At 38.9% G+C, this 17,795-nt stretch carries 13 protein-coding genes; 10 read left to right on the top strand and 3 right to left on the bottom strand.

Going from position 1 to position 17,795, the window contains the following annotated elements; all coding sequences use genetic code 11:
• Positions 1-36: 36 nt before the first annotated feature.
• Both gyrB and cybC read left to right on the top strand, forming a co-directional pair.
• Entirely contained in the window at positions 37-2,505 is a 2,469-nt protein-coding gene (gene gyrB, locus MMP60_RS15410; protein ID WP_241337217.1) for a DNA topoisomerase (ATP-hydrolyzing) subunit B, read from the top strand.
• A gap of 35 nt (positions 2,506-2,540) precedes the next feature.
• Positions 2,541-2,927 (top strand): cytochrome b562, encoded by a 387-nt coding sequence (gene cybC, locus MMP60_RS15405; protein WP_241337216.1) that lies wholly within the window; start codon positions 2,541-2,543, stop codon positions 2,925-2,927.
• 110 nt (positions 2,928-3,037) lie between these two features.
• Here the strand turns inward: cybC and MMP60_RS15400 are convergent, their stop codons facing one another.
• On the bottom strand, positions 3,038-3,595 hold the full coding sequence (locus MMP60_RS15400; RefSeq protein WP_241337215.1) for a VTT domain-containing protein: 558 nt from the start codon (positions 3,593-3,595) through the stop codon (positions 3,038-3,040).
• Between the two features lie 313 nt (positions 3,596-3,908).
• On the bottom strand, positions 3,909-5,837 hold the full coding sequence (locus MMP60_RS15395) for an ATP-binding cassette domain-containing protein (protein WP_241337214.1): 1,929 nt from the start codon (positions 5,835-5,837) through the stop codon (positions 3,909-3,911).
• Positions 5,838-6,051: 214 nt separating this feature from the next.
• On the opposite strand from MMP60_RS15395, the gene MMP60_RS15390 reads away from it, so the two are divergent.
• The 6 genes from MMP60_RS15390 to erpA all read left to right on the top strand — a co-directional run bounded on the left by MMP60_RS15390 (position 6,052) and on the right by erpA (position 12,344).
• Positions 6,052-7,059 carry a putative solute-binding protein gene (locus tag MMP60_RS15390; protein ID WP_241337213.1) on the top strand — a complete coding sequence of 336 codons (1,008 nt, stop codon included), beginning with the start codon at positions 6,052-6,054 and terminating at the stop codon, positions 7,057-7,059.
• Between the two features lie 54 nt (positions 7,060-7,113).
• Positions 7,114-8,127 (top strand): putative solute-binding protein, encoded by a 1,014-nt coding sequence (locus MMP60_RS15385; RefSeq protein ID WP_241337212.1) that lies wholly within the window; start codon positions 7,114-7,116, stop codon positions 8,125-8,127.
• Between the two features lie 242 nt (positions 8,128-8,369).
• Positions 8,370-9,371 carry a putative solute-binding protein gene (locus MMP60_RS15380; RefSeq protein ID WP_241337211.1) on the top strand — a complete coding sequence of 334 codons (1,002 nt, stop codon included), beginning with the start codon at positions 8,370-8,372 and terminating at the stop codon, positions 9,369-9,371.
• Between the two features lie 214 nt (positions 9,372-9,585).
• Entirely contained in the window at positions 9,586-10,593 is a 1,008-nt protein-coding gene (locus tag MMP60_RS15375; protein ID WP_241337210.1) for a putative solute-binding protein, read from the top strand.
• A gap of 288 nt (positions 10,594-10,881) precedes the next feature.
• Positions 10,882-11,886, top strand: coding sequence for a putative solute-binding protein (locus MMP60_RS15370; protein ID WP_241337209.1), 1,005 nt, complete (start codon positions 10,882-10,884; stop codon positions 11,884-11,886).
• 122 nt (positions 11,887-12,008) lie between these two features.
• Positions 12,009-12,344, top strand: a complete 336-nt coding sequence (gene erpA / locus MMP60_RS15365) for an iron-sulfur cluster insertion protein ErpA (RefSeq protein ID WP_018679880.1) — start codon at positions 12,009-12,011, stop codon at positions 12,342-12,344.
• 55 nt (positions 12,345-12,399) lie between these two features.
• On the opposite strand, the gene MMP60_RS15360 is transcribed toward erpA, so the two are convergent.
• A complete protein-coding gene (locus tag MMP60_RS15360; RefSeq protein WP_241337208.1) occupies positions 12,400-13,527 on the bottom strand; it encodes an anhydro-N-acetylmuramic acid kinase in 1,128 nt (375 codons plus the stop codon).
• A 61-nt stretch (positions 13,528-13,588) separates the two neighbouring features.
• On the opposite strand from MMP60_RS15360, the gene tyrS reads away from it, so the two are divergent.
• Positions 13,589-14,821 (top strand): tyrosine--tRNA ligase, encoded by a 1,233-nt coding sequence (gene tyrS / locus MMP60_RS15355; RefSeq protein WP_018679882.1) that lies wholly within the window; start codon positions 13,589-13,591, stop codon positions 14,819-14,821.
• Between the two features lie 522 nt (positions 14,822-15,343).
• Entirely contained in the window at positions 15,344-17,467 is a 2,124-nt protein-coding gene (locus tag MMP60_RS15350; protein WP_347005394.1) for an ATP-binding protein, read from the top strand.
• Positions 17,468-17,795 lie beyond the last annotated feature (328 nt).

Raw genomic sequence — 17,795 nt, 5'->3', positions numbered from 1 at the left:
ATTTTTGGATAGATCAATATTTACTAGGGAGTAACCATGAGTTCAGAGTCTCAATCAGTCTCTCAAACAGAACAAACAAATGAAAAGGCTTATGATTCCTCTAGTATCAAAGTATTACGTGGATTAGATGCGGTTCGTAAACGTCCTGGGATGTATATCGGTGACACTGATGATGGTACAGGTTTACATCACATGGTATTTGAGGTGGTGGATAATGCCATCGATGAAGCCTTAGCAGGTCATTGTGATGAAATCTTAGTGACGATTCACGAAGATGAATCAGTCAGCGTTTCAGATAACGGTCGTGGTATTCCAACGGATATTCACCCTGAAGAAGGGGTGTCTGCGGCAGAAGTGATTTTAACCATCCTGCATGCGGGTGGTAAGTTTGATGACAATAGTTATAAAGTCTCCGGTGGTTTACACGGCGTAGGTGTTTCCGTTGTAAATGCGTTGTCAAAAAAATTACAATTGACGATTTATCGTGCTGGTCAAATGCATGAGCAAGAATACCAACATGGTGATCCGCAATATCCTTTGAAAGTTGTTGGTGAAACAGACCGCACAGGTACAGTGGTACGTTTCTGGCCAAGTGAGTTGACTTTCAGCCAAACTATTTTCAGTGTTGATATTCTTGCACGTCGCTTAAGAGAGCTTTCATTCTTGAATGCCGGTGTACGTATTGTATTACGTGATGAGCGTGTCAATTTTGAGCATATTTATGATTATGAAGGTGGTTTATCCGAGTTTGTTAAATATATTAACGAAGGCAAAACGCATCTAAATGATATTTTTCATTTCACTGCCGATACTGAAAATGGTATTGGAGTTGAAGTTGCTTTGCAATGGAATGATAGCTACCAAGAAAATGTTCGCTGTTTTACCAACAATATTCCACAAAAAGATGGTGGTACACACCTTGCTGGTTTCCGTGCAGCGTTAACACGTGGTTTAAATAGCTACATGGAAAATGAAAACCTACTGAAAAAAGAAAAAGTCGCAGTTACAGGTGATGATGCGCGTGAAGGCTTAACTGCGATTATTTCAGTGAAAGTGCCAGATCCAAAATTCTCATCGCAAACCAAAGAAAAGCTAGTTTCAAGTGAAGTTAAACCTGCGGTAGAGCAGGCAATGAACAAAGAGTTTTCTGCTTATTTGCTCGAAAATCCGCAAGCTGCTAAATCAATTGCAGGCAAGATCATTGATGCAGCACGTGCGCGTGATGCGGCACGTAAAGCACGTGAAATGACACGTCGTAAAAGTGCATTAGACATCGCAGGTTTACCGGGTAAATTGGCAGACTGTCAGGAAAAAGATCCTGCATTATCTGAACTGTATCTAGTCGAGGGTGACTCTGCGGGTGGTAGTGCGAAACAAGGGCGTAACCGTAAAATGCAGGCAATTTTACCATTGAAAGGTAAAATCCTAAACGTTGAGCGTGCGCGTTTTGACAAGATGATCTCAAGCCAAGAAGTCGGTACCTTAATTACTGCTTTGGGCTGTGGTATTGGTCGTGAGGAATATAATCCTGACAAATTACGTTATCATAAAATCATTATCATGACCGATGCGGACGTGGATGGTTCACATATTCGTACTTTGTTATTGACCTTCTTCTTCCGCCAAATGCCTGAGTTAGTCGAGCGTGGCTATATTTATATTGCACAACCACCATTGTACAAGTTGAAAAAAGGTAAACATGAGCAGTACATCAAAGATAATGATGCGTTGGAAAATTTCCTGATTTCCAATGCCATTGATGAACTTGCTTTGCATATTAGTGCTGAAGCACCTGCGATTACTGGTGCAGCAATAGCAAGTGTAATTGCTGATTATCAAGTGTCACAAAAAAGCTTACAACGTTTAACACAACGCTATCCTGCAAGTTTATTGGATGGTTTGCTTGAATTAGAAGCATTCAAAGCTGATCATAACCATGAGCGTGACTATGTTGAAACATGGGCAGAGCAATTACGTGTTGCAATTGAAAAGTTACAACCAAGTTTGCGTCCCGAAATTAGCTTAGAAACATTTGAACGTGAAAATGCGCAAGGTGAAAAATCAGCGCATTATTGGCCGCGTGTCACCGTTTATGTGCATAATTTACCGCACGCTTATTTATTAGATGCAGGTTTATTAAACTCTGCTGAATATGCACGCTTGCTGAAAAACTCGAAAAGCTGGTTCAAGTTGCTTGAAGAAGGGGCATACTTACAGAAAGGTGATCGTCGTATTCAGGTGAGTAATTTCCATCAAGTGTGGCAGCATATTTTACAAGACTCTCGTCGTGGCATGATGATCCAACGCTATAAAGGTTTGGGTGAGATGAATGCTGAGCAGCTTTGGGAAACCACAATGGATCCTGAAAATCGTAATATGTTGCAAGTGACTATTGATGATGCGATTGAAGCAGACCGCATGTTCTCATGCTTAATGGGTGATGATGTCGAGCCACGTCGTGCATTCATTGAAGAAAATGCATTGAATGCAGATATTGATGCTTAATTAAGATTGAGCATTAATTTCTAGGGATGGAATAAATGAAAAAATTGATAATTAGTTTGCTGATCAGTGCTGCTGCTATCCTGAGTCAAAATACGATAGCAGCTGATTTGGACACAGATATGTGGGCTTTAGCTAAAAACTATAAAGCCTTCAATAAAGCTGAAAATATATCAGATGCCTTAAAGTCATTGGATGCAATGAAGTTTGCAGCCAATGATGCTAAACAGTCTGTTCCAAACAAGCTTAAATCTTTAGCAAAAGATGATGTTCAGGTCGTTGGGTATCAGGCTGGTTTAGATGCTTTAATTGCAGAAATTGATAAAACAGCAACACTTGTTCAAGCAAATCAGCTAGATCAAGCAAAAATTGAAGCAAAGAATTTACTTACAATTCGGGATGAAAATCATAAGAAATTTAAGTAAATTTATTGTTTAGATACATGATGATGCGTCATGAATAAGGCGATGGGTCGCAGCCCATCGCCTTGTTTTTTTTCTAAATGTTTTGTTTCACGTGGAACATCACTGGTTTTTTATTTATCGACTAAATCGCCGACTTGGATCAGTGCATGTCCAAATAAATAGCCTGCAGTAACTAACACACTAATCCACAATAGTGCACCCAAAATATTATAAATCACAAAATGCGTATAATTCATATTACTCGAGCCTGCTGCTAAGGGGGCAAATGAGCGAGCAAATGGAATGAATCGGGCCAACAAAATGGTTTTCCCGCCATGTTTTAAGAAAAATGTGTTGGTTTTCTTTAGATATTCTTGTTTGATAAATCGAGATTCCATCTTAAAAATACGATCACCAAAATGACGACCGATATGATAATTCACCATATAGCCTAAAGCAGCAGCCATAAAAAGTAAGCTGATGATATAGCCTAGATGCATAATCTCGATTACAGCACATAGAGCACCAACGGTGAGTAGAAGACTATCACCTGGTAGAAAAAACATAAAAACAAAGGCGGTTTCTGAAAAAATAATCAAGAAGAGGATCACATAAATCCATAAGCCATATTCTTGAACCAGGATGGGAAGGACATGTTCAAAATTAAAAATAAAATCTAACGAATTCATTCAGTTTGTATGATCCCAAAATAGAGTACTCACCAAATTGAAGTACAAAAATATAAAATGAAGCTAGTTCTCAGCACTCATTTAAAAGTAATAACTTTAAAATGATGGAGTTGAGTATATCTAGCCTGAACCTAAAGCTCAATTTTATGAGAAAATTCCAATTTTAACCTTATCTGAAATGATTGGCAGAATCATGACATTTTTAGCAGGATTCTTAGTATTTTTTAGTATCCTAGAAAACTGTAAGACAACCTTTTCCTCTGTGATTAGATAATGCCTAATTCATCATCGAGAGAGAATTAGGCATTGCTTTTCAGACCTCAAAAGAACTTTCTAGCTCTTCGAGTTCCATCATGAGTTCTAATAATTGCTCTTCATGCTGTTCTAACTTTACTTTAAGCTCATTTTGTTCATCCATGAGTTTCATTAGATTATCTTTTTGATTGGCTTCGTATAAAGCACTGTCTGCCAAAGCATGTTCAATAGTGGCTAAGCGAGGCTGAACTTTCTCAATTTGCGCTTCAACTTTCTCAATGTTTTTACGGATTGGTCGGGTTAACTCACGGCGACGTGCTGCTTCTTTACGTTGTGCTTCTTTGTCTACTTTTGTTGTCGAGGTTTGAGGGTTTGCTGTTTGCTGCTGTTGTGTATTTTGTGCATTGATTTGTTGTTGGCGTGCTTCACGTAACCATTTCGCATAGTCTTGTAAATCACCCTCAAATTCAGAGCATTGACCTGCATGAACCAAAAGTAAGTCATCACAGACACTGGCAATCAATTGGCGTTCGTGTGAAACCAATACCACAGCACCATCAAAGTCTTGCAGTGCCATACTGAGCGCATGGCGCATATCTAAGTCTAAATGGTTGGTGGGTTCATCTAGAATGAGTACATTGGGACGTTGCCACACGATGAGGGCTAAAGCTAAACGGGCACGTTCACCACCTGAAAAACTTTCACACGGTGTATCCATGCGTTCGCCACTAAAACCAAAACCACCTAAAAATGACCGTAAAGTGGCTTCACTAATTTTTCTATCTGCTATGCGAGCCAACTGTAGCATAGGGCTTGCATTGGCATCTAAGGCATCCATTTGATGTTGAGCAAAGTAGCCAATATTTAATAGTTCAGAGGCTTTTCGTTCACCTGCGAGCAGAGGTAAATCCCCAACCAAAGTTTTGATGAGCGTAGATTTACCTGCGCCATTCATCCCTAATAAGCCAATACGCGAACTTGGTGTGATTTGCAGGCGAATCTTTTCTGCAATTATTTTGTCACCATAACCAATCGTGGCTGCATCTAGACTGAGGAGTGGTGAACTCATTTTAGTGGGTTCACGAAAACTAAAGGTAAACGGGGTGTCGACATGGGCAGGTGCAAGCTGCTGCATCCGTTCAAGCTGTTTAATACGGCTTTGTGCTTGGCGTGCTTTGGTGGCTTGGGCTTTAAAGCGGTCAATATATTTTTGAATATGTGCGCGTGTTTCAAGTTGCTTTTCATAAGCTTGTTGTTGTTGTGCCAAACGTTCTGCACGAGTGGTTTCAAAGGTCGAGTAGTTCCCTGTATATAAGGTTAATTCTTGATTTTCGATATGTAGAATATGGTCGGTAATCGCATCTAAAAAGTCACGATCATGCGAAATGAGGACTAAGGTTCCTTCATAGGCTTTGAGCCAATCTTCTAACCATAAGATCGCATCTAAATCCAAATGGTTAGTCGGTTCATCCAGTAATAGGAGATCTGAACGACTCATCAAGGTACGTGCTAAGTTTAAACGCATTCGCCAACCACCTGAGAAGCTTGCGACATTTAAACGGATTTGATAATCAAGAAAGCCTAAACCTGCCATTAGTTGGGCGGCTTTTGCGGGTGCAGCATAGCCGTGGATTTCATCAAAGCGACCATGCAATCTAGCCAAATCATCATTACTTAGCTGATCTGGGTGGGCTAATTTTTCTTGAATGTCCCAATACTCTTCATCGCCTGATAAAACAAAATCAATTGCTGGCATTTCCAAGGCTTTGATTTCTTGTGCCATGTGTGCCACAGTCCATACCGCAGGGCGGGTTAGATTCCCTTCATCAGCAACCAAGCCACCCAAGAAAGCGGAAAAGAGTGTTGATTTACCTGCACCATTGACCCCTGTAAGACCAATTTTCCAGCCTGGATGAAGCTGCATAGAGGCTTTTTGAAATAGGACTCGCCCACCACGGCGTAAAGAAACTTGGTCAAATTGAATCATGAGTATGCAAGGTCGCAAAGAGATAGCTGCATTTTAAGGTGATCGCTCATGAATGCAAATTTTTATATTACAGATCAAACTGATCAAGTTAAGTTATTCAATCAATAAAAAATAGAGTAAAAACTCTACTTTTGTCATTCAAATCAGATTATTATTTAGTTTATATGAAAAAATAAGTAACAAGACTAGAAATATAGAAACAGGATTATGAATAATGAAGAATGGAATTCTTGCATTAGGGGCAATGTTACTTTTGGGTGTAAACACCCAAGCGAATGCCTCAACGACCGTTTGTGTTTTTGACTTATTGGGTAAATCAGGTGAAGCCTATAAAGTTATGGAAGAATGGGCACTTACTGCTAAAACATGGCGTGCTGACGTTCGTTTAGTGAGTTATCAAAGTGAAGCACAAGCTGAGAACGATTTTGAGCAAGGCAAATGTGATGGTGTATACATGACCTCCATGCGTGCGCGTCGTTATAATAAATTTGCAGGTTCTGTCGATGCTATTGGTGCTGTACCCAGCTATGCGATTGCGCAAAAAGCAATTAGTTTTGCCTTAGATCAACGTAATCAACGCCGTTTGACCAGTACGGTTGGTCATCAGGTTTATGAGGTCGTTGGGATTTCGCAAATCGGTTTAGCTTATATTTTTGTTAAAGATAAAAAGATGAATACCATTGAGCAAATCAAAGGTAAAAAATTCGCTGTTCTCGCATATGACGAAGCACAAAAAATTGTTGTAAAAAGTCTGGGTGGACAGGCTGTACTTTCTGATATTTCTGACATTGCGAAAAAATTTAATAATGGCCAAGCCGATATTATGGCTGCACCTGCTTATGCCTATAAGCCATTAGAATTATATAAAGGTTTAGGAAATGACGGTGCAATTATTACCTTTCCAGCAGTCAATATGACCATGGATTTGATCATTCGCCCAGAAAAATTTTCCAGTAACTTTGGTCAAAATTCGAGAACATGGTTTTTGAATCGTTTGAATAATAATTTTACGTTAATTCAAAAAATTGAGACGGAACTACCAGCGAAATACAAAATTAATCTGAACAATGAAGACAAAATACGTTATCAGCAGATTTTGCGTGAAGCTCGGATTGGGTTAACTAAACGTGGCATTTACGATGCCAGTATGATGAGCGTTTTGAAGCGTGCACGTTGTACGGTGGAGCGTACCAATTTTGAATGTACTTTGGGTGGAGAATAGTTTTTTAATTTTTGTTTGTGTGTTTGATAATTTGATTCTTTGTAGGGAAATGAAATGAAAAAGGGGTTGTTTGTTTTGGCTGGTTTGGCATTCATGGGTATGGGTGTAACTAGCCAAGTTCAGGCTAAACAAAATGTATGCGTATTTGATTTACTTGGTAAAGCAGGTGAGACATTTAAAATTACTGAAGAGTGGGCTGTTGCAGCAAAAGAATGGAAAGCAGATATTCGCTTGATCTCATATCAAGATGAAGCCAAAGCACAAAATGATTTTGAGGCGGGTAAATGTGATGCGGTTTATATGACTTCAATGCGTGCTCGTAAATATAATCGTTTTGCAGGATCGATTGATGCGATTGGCGGGGTTACAAGTAATCATGTTGCGCAAAAGGCGATTAGTTTTGCTCTAGACAAGCGAAATAAGCGCCGTCTGTTGGCGAATGTTGATAATCAGAATTACGAAGTCGCAGGTATCTTACAATTTGGTTTGGCATATGTATTTGTACACGATCGAAATTTAAATACGATCGAAAAAGCAAAGGGTAAAAAGTTTGCTTACTTACACTATGATATTGCACAAAAAGAGATCGTTGATAGCTTAGAAATGGTTTCAGTCCCTTCTGAAATTTCAGATTTCGTTAAAAAATTCAATAGTTATCAAGTAGACGTGATTGCTTCACCAGCCTATGCATTTAAACCACTTGAAATTGAACGTGGTATTGCAAAAGGTGGCGCTATGTTCTCATTTCCCGTGGTCAATATTACGGGTGACTTGATTATTCGCCCAGAGAAATTCCCTACAAATTTTGGTTTGCAATCAAGAGAGTGGTTTATTGGTCAATTGCCAAGAAGTTTTGCAATGGTAAAACGTCTAGAAAATGGAATTCCTGCTAAATATAAACTCAATCTTCCAAAAGAAGATGAAGTTCGTTATCAGAGGATTCTAAGAGATGGTCGTATTCGTTTAACTAAACAAGGGGTTTATGATCCGATTATGATGAGTGTACTGAAGCGCGCTCGTTGTACAGTGGAAAGAACAAGTTTTGAATGTTCTTTAGGCGGTGAATAAGTTATTTTTATTATATAAATTTAATAGAGTGATTATTTTTAATAAATGATCACTCCATCAAAATATTCATCAAGTTATTTGTGAAAATGTGATGAATTATGTAAAAAATTATAAAAAACCGACGTATGTCGATAAAATCACTAGGTTTTTAAGCAGTATTTGACTATATTTGACTATATTTGACTATATTTGACTCAATTTGGTGGAAAAATATGCAAGAACAGCAAATAAGGGAAAACAAGATGAAAAAAGGAATTTGGACATTGGGTGCAGCTACTCTATTTGTCATGAGCACTTCTGTACAAGCAAAACAAGAAATTTGTGTATTCGATTTACTAGGCAAAGCTGGAGAATCTTACAAACTTGTTGAAGAGTGGAAACTCGCGTCTAAAACTTGGCAAGGAGATATTGAACTGATCCCTTATCAAGATGAAGAAAAAGCTGAAAGAGATTTTGATGCGGGCAAATGTGACGGCGTTTATATGACTTCGATGCGCGCTCGTAAATATAATAAGTTTGCAGGATCTGTCGATGCAGTGGGTGCCGTAACCAGTAATGCAATTGCGCAAAAAGCAATTACGTATGTCCTTGATAAGCGAAATCAGCATCGTTTAACAGCAACAACCAATGGTGAAAAATATGAAGTTGTTGGTATTATTCAAGTTGGTTTAGCCTACATTTTCGTTCGTGATAAAAACTTAGATACGATTGAAAAAGCCAAAGGCAAAAAATTTGCATATTTACATTATGATCAAGCGCAAAGAACGATTGTTGAAAGTATAGATCTTGTTGCTGTGCCCTCTGATATTTCAGATTTTGTGAAGAAATTTAACAGTGGTCAAGTGGATGTTATTGCTGCACCTGCTTATGCTTATAAACCTTTAGAAATTAGTAAAGGTTTAGTGAATGGAGCATTATTTAATTTCCCTGTTGTCAACATTACAGGGGATTTGGTGATTCGTCCAAGTAAATTCCCTGCGAATTTTGGATCCCAATCTAGACAATGGTTTGTGAATAAATTGCCAAGTAACTTTGCAATGGTACAGCGTTTAGAAGCGGGTATGAGTGCAAAAAGAATCACATTATCCAATGAAGACAAAATTCGTTACCAAAAGATGTTGCGTGATGGTCGAATGAATCTCACTAGACAAGGTGTATATGATGCGAGCATGATGAATGTGCTTAAAAGAGCACGTTGTACGGTTGAACGTACAAACTTTGAATGTTCTTTGAGTGGCGAATAAAAGCTGCTCAGGAATTCTAGGTTTATAAATCAGTAAAAAGTGAGTGAATTAAACCAATAAATTTATGAAAATATGTGAATAAGATAAATCAGGACAAAAAACAAACAGTATTGACATAAAAATAGAGTACGAGCTCTATTTTTTTTTGGAAAACATGATTAATATTTGCTTCGAACAAGGAGACAAACTTCAAGTTTGTGAAAGGATGAAAAATATGAAAAAAATTGCATTGGCCATTGCAGCAACTTCGATCTTAAGCGTATCTGCTTCTACTCAAGCAGCAATTGATGTGTGTGTATTCGACTTATTAGGAAAGTCAGGTGAATCATACAAAATGATGCAGGATTGGGCACTTGCAGCAAAAGGCTGGGGGGCTGACGTAAATCTTCTTGCGATTACTGATGAGCAAGTTGCGGACAATAACTTTAAAGCGGGTAAATGTGCTGCTGTAGCAATGACAGCAATGCGTGCTCGTCCATATAACAAGTTTGCGGGTTCTATTGATTCTTTAGGTGGTGCACCGAGTAATGAAATTGCTCAACGTGCAATCACTTATGTTTTAGATGCGCGTAATGCAGCAAAGATGACCACGAATCTTGGTGGTAATAAATACGAAGTTGGTGGTATTGCTCCACTAGGTGCAGCATATATCTTTGTACGTGATAAGAGCATTAACTCAATCGAAAAAGCAGCGGGTAAAAAATTCGCAGTATTGGGTTATGATGATGCACAAAAAATCATGGTACAACGCGTAGGTGCTCAAGCTGTACTTTCTGACATTTCAAACTTCGCGGCGAAATTTAACAATGGTCAAGTAGACATGGTTGGTGCGCCTGCTTATGCTTATAAACCATTAGAATTAAGCAAAGGTTTAGGTGCAAATGGTGCGATGTTTAACTTCCCAGTGTTACAAGTGACTGCGGATCTTGTTTTACGTCCAGAGAAATTCCCAGCTGGTTTTGGTCAAAAATCTCGTGATTATTTTGTGAAGCAACTTCCAAAAGCTTTTGCAATGATCAAACGTTACGAAGCTGAAATTCCAGCGAAATACAAAATGAACTTAACGCCTGAAGATAAGTTGAAGTATCAAAAATTAATGCGCGATGGTCGTTTGGAAATGACTAAACGTGGTATTTATGATGCAAGTATGATGACTGTATTGAAAAAAGCACGTTGTTCAGTAGACAAAGCGAACTTTGAATGTGCATTACCTGGTGAATAATCATCAATTGCTATAGATATAACTTAAGGCCTAGATTTTTCTAGGCTTTTTGTTTTTAAGTGCTTGTCATTTAAGTCATTGTCTTTATATAGAAAGATCGCAATCATACCAACATATAAAAAACCAAATGAAATCGTGAAGATTTAAAATATGTTTTAATCAGGACGATTAAACAGCACTGAATTTGAACATATATTCATTTAAACACCCGATTAATATGGAATGTTGCTTTTCATATACGAAGTGTTATGCAACAACAAACAGTATAGATGCAAAGGAAAAAATAACATGCAATGGTCTAAAACTTTACTACTTGCGACAGGGATTGCTGCGGTGTCTGCTGGAGCACAGGCAAAACAAACGATTTGTGTATTTGACATTGTTGGAAAAAGCGGTGATGTCTATGCATTAATGAAAGATTATCAGCTTGCTGCTAAAACTTGGGGGGCTGATATTGAGCTCAAAGTGGGAACCAATGAAGCGGTTATTGCAGAAGATTTTAAAGCAGGAAAATGTGATGGCGTGAGCATTACAGGAATGCGTGGTCGCCAGTTTAACCAATTTACAGGGTCATTAGATGCGATTGGTGCAATCACAGACCTTAAGCTTGCTGTGAAAGTGATGCAAGGTTTGGCAAGTCCAACTTTTGCTAAAGCGATGGTGAATGGTAAATATGAAGTTGTCGGCGTAATCCCTATTGGTGATGCATATTTATTGGTCAATGACCGTAATATCAATACGGTTGCTAAAGCTGCGGGTAAAAAAATTGCCGTTTTAGACTATGATGAAGCGCAAAAAATTATGGCCTCACAGGTGGGTGCACAAGCTGTAAATTCTGATATTACTAACTTTGGTGCCAAGTTTAATAATGGTCAGGTGGATATTATTGGTGCACCTGCGGCTGCATTTAAACCGCTGGAGCTTCATAAAGGACTGGGTACTAAAGGTGCGATTGTGAATTACCCGATCTTGCAAGTGACAGGTAATTTAATTATTCATCCGGATAAATTCCCAGCAGGTTTTGGTCAAAAATCAAGAGAATGGGTGAAGGCTCAATTACCACGTGCTTTTGGTATCTTGGGTAAAATGAAAGCTGACATTCCGCAAAAATATTGGATGGAAGTTCCTGCCTCTGACAAACCAGGTTATCAAAAACTTATGCGAGAAGCACGTATTAACCTGACCGCAAGAGGAATCTATGACAAGCGTATGATGAAATTGTTATGGCAATTCCGTTGTCGTGAAGATGCCAAGAATTTTGAATGTGCATTACAAGAAGAGAATTATAAATAATCTGCTAAAAATGCGGTAATCGTACTTTAAACTTCAAATACAGACCCGATATTGAGTATGCTATACTAAATATCAGGTCTTTTATTTATGAAAGACATATTGAAGTCTGAGGAATACCGACCATGAACGCCCAAGCTCTAGAATTGTCAGATAATGCTGCCAACAAAGTTCGCCAACTACGCGAAAGTGAAGGGAATAACGATCTGATGTTACGTGTCTATGTAACAGGTGGTGGATGCTCAGGATTTTCTTATGGTTTTAACTTTGCAGAAAGCGTCAATGAAGATGATGCTGAATTCATGAATGGTGATGTAAAAATGCTCGTGGATTCACTCAGCTATCAGTATTTAGTCGGTTCAGTTGTCGACTATACAGAAGGCTTAGATGGCTCACGTTTTATTATTCAAAACCCAAATGCAACAACCACATGCGGTTGTGGGTCATCTTTCTCGATTTAAAAATTTGTTGATATCAAAAAAAGCTTCTCCAATTGAGAAGCTTTTTTTATTGGCATTAAACGATAGTGACTGTTCCAAGAATACGATCACCTACTGCACCTGTGACGGCTGGTAAATTCCCACTCAGTTGTTCAACGAAACGCATTGCAAGCCAAGCAAACGCCGTTGCTTCGACCCATGTCGGTGCTAAACCGAGTGCATCCGTGGTTTGTACAGACCAATTGTGTTTACGCAAACGCCAACGTAATTGTTCTAGTAGATAAGAATTATAAGCGCCACCACCACAAACATAGAGTTCACCTGTTTCCATACTAGAGCGATAGACGGCTTTTTGAATCGCTCTTACTGTCAGTTTGAGTAAGGTCGCTTGAATATTTTCAGGGGTATCTTCGAGTTCATCATAGGTTAAATCATTACGCCAATCGATCAGTTGATCATCCAACCAATCAATATGGAAGTCTTCACGTCCTGTACTTTTTGGCGGTTCTTTTGAAAAGTACTCATGTGAATGTAAACGATCTAATAAAGAACGAATCGGGTGACCGTAGGCTGCCCAATCGCCATTTTCATCATAAGGGTGTCCTGTATGACGATGACACCACGCATCCATGAGCATATTGGCAGGGCCTGTATCAAAGCCATACACACCTTCTACGTCATTTGCAGGCAACATGCTGACATTGGCAATCCCACCCAAATTCAAAATCACGCGATGGATATTGTCATGTTGAAACAGTGCTTGATGGAAGGCGGGAACTAAAGGTGCACCTTGACCACCTGCTGCCATGTCACGACGACGGAAATCAGAGACCACAGGTAGTTGTGTAATTTCTGTGATGATATTCGGGTCGCCGATTTGTAAGGTAAAACCATGTTCTGGACGATGACGAATCGTCTGTCCATGTGAACCAATGGCTTTAATTTGAGTTCGGTCTAAATTATGCTTTTCAATCAGCAGATTGATCCCATTTCCAATCATTTGTGCCAAAGCGACATCGGCTTTGCCCATACGATCAATTTCATTGTCATCTGGAAGGGTCAACGCCATTAACTCATCACGTAAATCTTGTTCAAAAGGTACGGTGAGTGTGGCATGTAAGGTTAAAGGATCAAATGAAGTTGCAACAATATCAACACCATCCATGCTCGTGCCTGTCATTACACCAATATAGATTGCGCTCATATACAACTTATCCTGCAAGATGCTGAAAAAATGTTAGTATATCGCACAAATTGAATAACTGATGTGTTTAGGTTTTGTGATGTCAAATTTCTTGCCAGCCGAAGAACAGCTTGCTCTCATTCAACGAGGCACGCACGAGATTATCTCTAACGAAGATTTATTGAAAAAACTCAAAGAGAATCGTCCACTCCGTGTAAAAGCAGGCTTTGACCCAACGGCTCCTGATTTACACTTAGGGCATACGGTTCTGATTAATAAATTAAAAACTTTTCAAGACTTGGGTCATGAAGTTACGTTCTTGATTGGTGACTATACCGCAATGATCGGTGACCCAACAGGTAAAAGCGCAACACGTCCACCTCTGTCAAAAGAACAAGTGCTTGCCAATGCCAAGACTTATCAAGAACAAGTATTTAAAATCTTAGATCCAAATAAGACCAAAGTCCGTTTTAACTCGGAATGGTTTAATCAAAAATCTGCTGCTGACTTAATTCAATTGGCAAGTCAACAAACTGTATCACGTATGTTAGAACGTGATGACTTTACCAAGCGTTATAGCAATCATCAGCCAATCGCAATTCATGAATTCTTATATCCATTGGTACAAGGTTATGACTCGATTGCGCTTGAGGCAGATGTCGAGTTAGGTGGTACAGACCAAACCTTCAACTTACTCATGGGACGTACCTTACAAGGTCGTTATGGTCAAGAATCACAAGTCTGTATTACTGTGCCGATCCTTGAAGGTTTGGATGGCGTCAATAAAATGTCTAAATCTTTAGGCAACTATATTGGTGTGTTTGATGCCCCTGGCGCGATGTACCAAAAAATCTTGTCGATGCCAGACAGCTTGATTGAACGTTATTTTGATTTACTCAGCTTTAAATCACTCGATGAAATCAAAGCCCTACTTGATGAAATGGCTGCGGGTCGCAATCCACAAGAAATCAAACGTATTTTAGCACTTGAGCTGGTGGAACGTTTCCACGATGCTGAAGCCGCGGAAAATGCACACAAGAGCGCGGGTAACCGTGTCACAGAAGGCGAAGTGCCAGAAGGTACACCAGAAGTCACCATTTCTCGTGGAGAGTTTGGTGGAGAGTTGTTTATTGCAACGATTCTACGTGTTGCAGGTTTAAACCCGAATGCAGCAGCAGCCAAAGACGCTGTCGGTCGTGGTGCAGTAAAAGTAGATTGGAATGTGGTGGATATGAGTTTCTCTGTTAAAGAGAATGTCACTGTCATTATCCAGTCAGGTAAAAAAGCGATTGCACGTGTGACATTTACAGATTAATTTAATTTTTAAATGATCTTTAAATAATGCCCATTTGTTAAAATGGGCATTATTTTTATTAATAATAAATAAAAACTCTTGCGAACTTATAATAAGCATTTTAGAATAACGCCAAAATCAAGCGTCAATCGCTTAAAAACCAAAATGACTTCTATTTAATTCCACTCACTTCAATATTGATCTTGTACCGTTGCCTTTGACAAGATTGCCCTAAAACAATGACTGGTTGCAGGATGACCATAATATCTTGATTTAACCCAATACACAGCAATCATGGATTGTTGGTTTTAAGAATGTTTGGCTGTATGCCATCTTCGGGAGAGAAATCATGCGTGTAATAACTTACTTTATCGGCTTTATTTAAATACAGGATAATATTTTCTATTATCCAGATTTAATTGAAGTAAAAAATTTAAATCTTATTTCCCAAGAATGAATATGTTCTTGTAGATGATTATTGCCTTTAAATAAAAATGGCAAGGATTAAATCTGCACGACATTTAGAAATAATATCAAAATAATATGAATGATTTTATGAATAACCCTTTTATGCAAAATATGCAGCAAGAGGAAGACCGATATTTAACTGAAGTACACCCTTTAGCAAAATTATGGGCATTACGTATTTTGGTTGAGCTTGGTGGTGCGAAAGAATTTATCAATGATAATTGTTTTAGTCATCAATGGATTGCTAAACATTTAGGCTTTTCTGAAGCTTTATTGGGTGAACAATTTAATTCACAAATAGCATATCAGGAATTAGCTCAACTTCATCAGATGGCTGAAATTGTACAGGTACAAAATCCTGCTCAATTTAGTGCGGAATTGTCGTATAACCTGAAACTGTTGCAACGATTGCTTGGTTTAAACGAAGTTGAATGTTTAATTCTCGGTTTTGTGGTGTTGGTACATAGTGAACAATTACTCGATGATATTGCAGATCATTTGGGTACATTAACTGCCGCAAAAAGTATGAAAGCTTTAGCGATTATTTTGGCAATTCCTTATGAAGATGTACGTCAGGCATTGGCAGTACAGGGGTGCTTACATCGAAGCGGACTCATTCATTTACAGCGTGAATATAGCAGTTATTTACGCAGTAAATTGGATTTGGTTTCTGCTCAGTTGGTGGATAAATTATTGGTCAAAGCCAATGATGTGATGGACTTATTTGTAGGCACAATTAATAAAAGTGCAGCAGCTGAATTGACACTAGAAGATTACCCTCATCTTCAATCACAACTGGATTTACTGCTTGCTTATCTCCAACAGGTGAAACAACAGGCGCAAGTGGGCGTCAATATTTTTATCTATGGCAGCTCAGGCACAGGTAAGACTCAGTTGTGCAAAGTACTGGCTGAGGCATTACAGGTACAACTGTTTGAAATTGCTTGTGAAGATGAGGATGGTGATGCCATTACTGCAACAGGGCGATTATGTGCCTATCGTGCCGCGCAAAGTGTGTTTGATGGTCAGACGGCTTTATTACTTTTTGATGAAGTTGAAGATGTATTTAATGACACAGAAAAAGGCGCGGGTATGAAAAGTACGGCACAAAGTCGAAAGGCTTGGGTCAATCGCATACTGGAACAGAATCGTACCCCAGCGATTTGGGTATCCAATTCTGATCAGATTGACCCAGCATTCTTGCGTCGTTTTGATTTGATCCTTGAAGTCACGATTCCGCCGAAACAACAAAGAATGAAGATGATTGAGCAATACTGTGGTGACCAACTCAGTGAGCAGCACCAGCAAGCTTTGGCAAATGCTGCTCATTTATCACCAGCATTATTGCGCCGTGCCTATCGTGTGGCTAAGACAGCAAAACGTGCTAATCAAAGCCTGCAAATTCAAAATACCATGCTGCAACTTGTTTCTAATACGTTAGTTGCTCAGGGGCACAATCGGATTAAATTATATGATAGTACTGGCTTACCCAAATTCTATGATTTGGAATATATCAATACCAAAGCCAACATGATGCAGATTGCAGCAGGGATTAAACAACATGGCTTTGGGCGATTGTGCTTATATGGTGCATCAGGTACGGGGAAAACGGCATTTGCTCGTTGGTTAGCGGATCATATTGGACAACCTTTACTGATTAAGCGAGGTTCAGACCTACAATCACCTTATATTGGCGAAATGGAACAAAATCTAGCAAAAGCGTTTGCTGAGGCAGAGGAACAAAAAGCAGTCTTACTGCTAGATGAAGTGGACAGCTTATTACAAGACCGCCGTAATGCAGTTCGGTCTTGGGAAATTGCCCAGGTCAATGAGTTCCTCGTACAAATGGAAAGCTTTAATGGCATTGTGATTACCACCACCAATCGTTTTGATGATCTTGATCAAGCTGCCTTGCGCCGTTTTGATTTCAAAATCCATTTTGACTATTTAACTTACATACAACGCTTGCAGCTATTTAAGCAAGTATGTCAGCAGTTAAGTATTGAAATGAATGAACAGCAGATTTCAGTCAAACTAAAACAGCTTAACCGCCTATGTGCAGGAGATTTTGCTGTGATTATTCGACAAGCCCGTTTTCATCCATTTCAACATGCCGATGAAATATTGCAGCATTTAAATGCTGAAATGGCTGTGAAATACCAAGTTTCTCAAACGATAGGCTTTTCAGCATCAGCTTAATGCTGAAAAGATGAGCGACCAAAAAGTCTAAAACTGCTGATTTAGTGTGGAAAATATACGATCTATCACTAAAAAAGCAGATTTAGCCTGAAAAACAATCGTTCAAAAAGAAATAAGAAAAAAGGGGGTTGTATTGATTTTGGAATACTGTAGAATGCACATCCATCGGCGGTGATGCAGATAAAAACTTGTTGAGAAACAAGGATTTGGCTAGAAAGGTTGGATTCTTAGAGTGATTGATAGGTTTTAAAAATATCGAAATTACCTGTTGACTTTAGTATAGATTAGAGTAACATAGCCGACCTAGCTTGATGATGACGAATCATCG

The organism is Acinetobacter sp. ANC 4805 (assembly GCF_022549495.1).
Classification (GTDB): Bacteria; Pseudomonadota; Gammaproteobacteria; order Pseudomonadales; family Moraxellaceae; genus Acinetobacter.
This window is presented reverse-complemented; position numbering and strand designations above follow the sequence as displayed.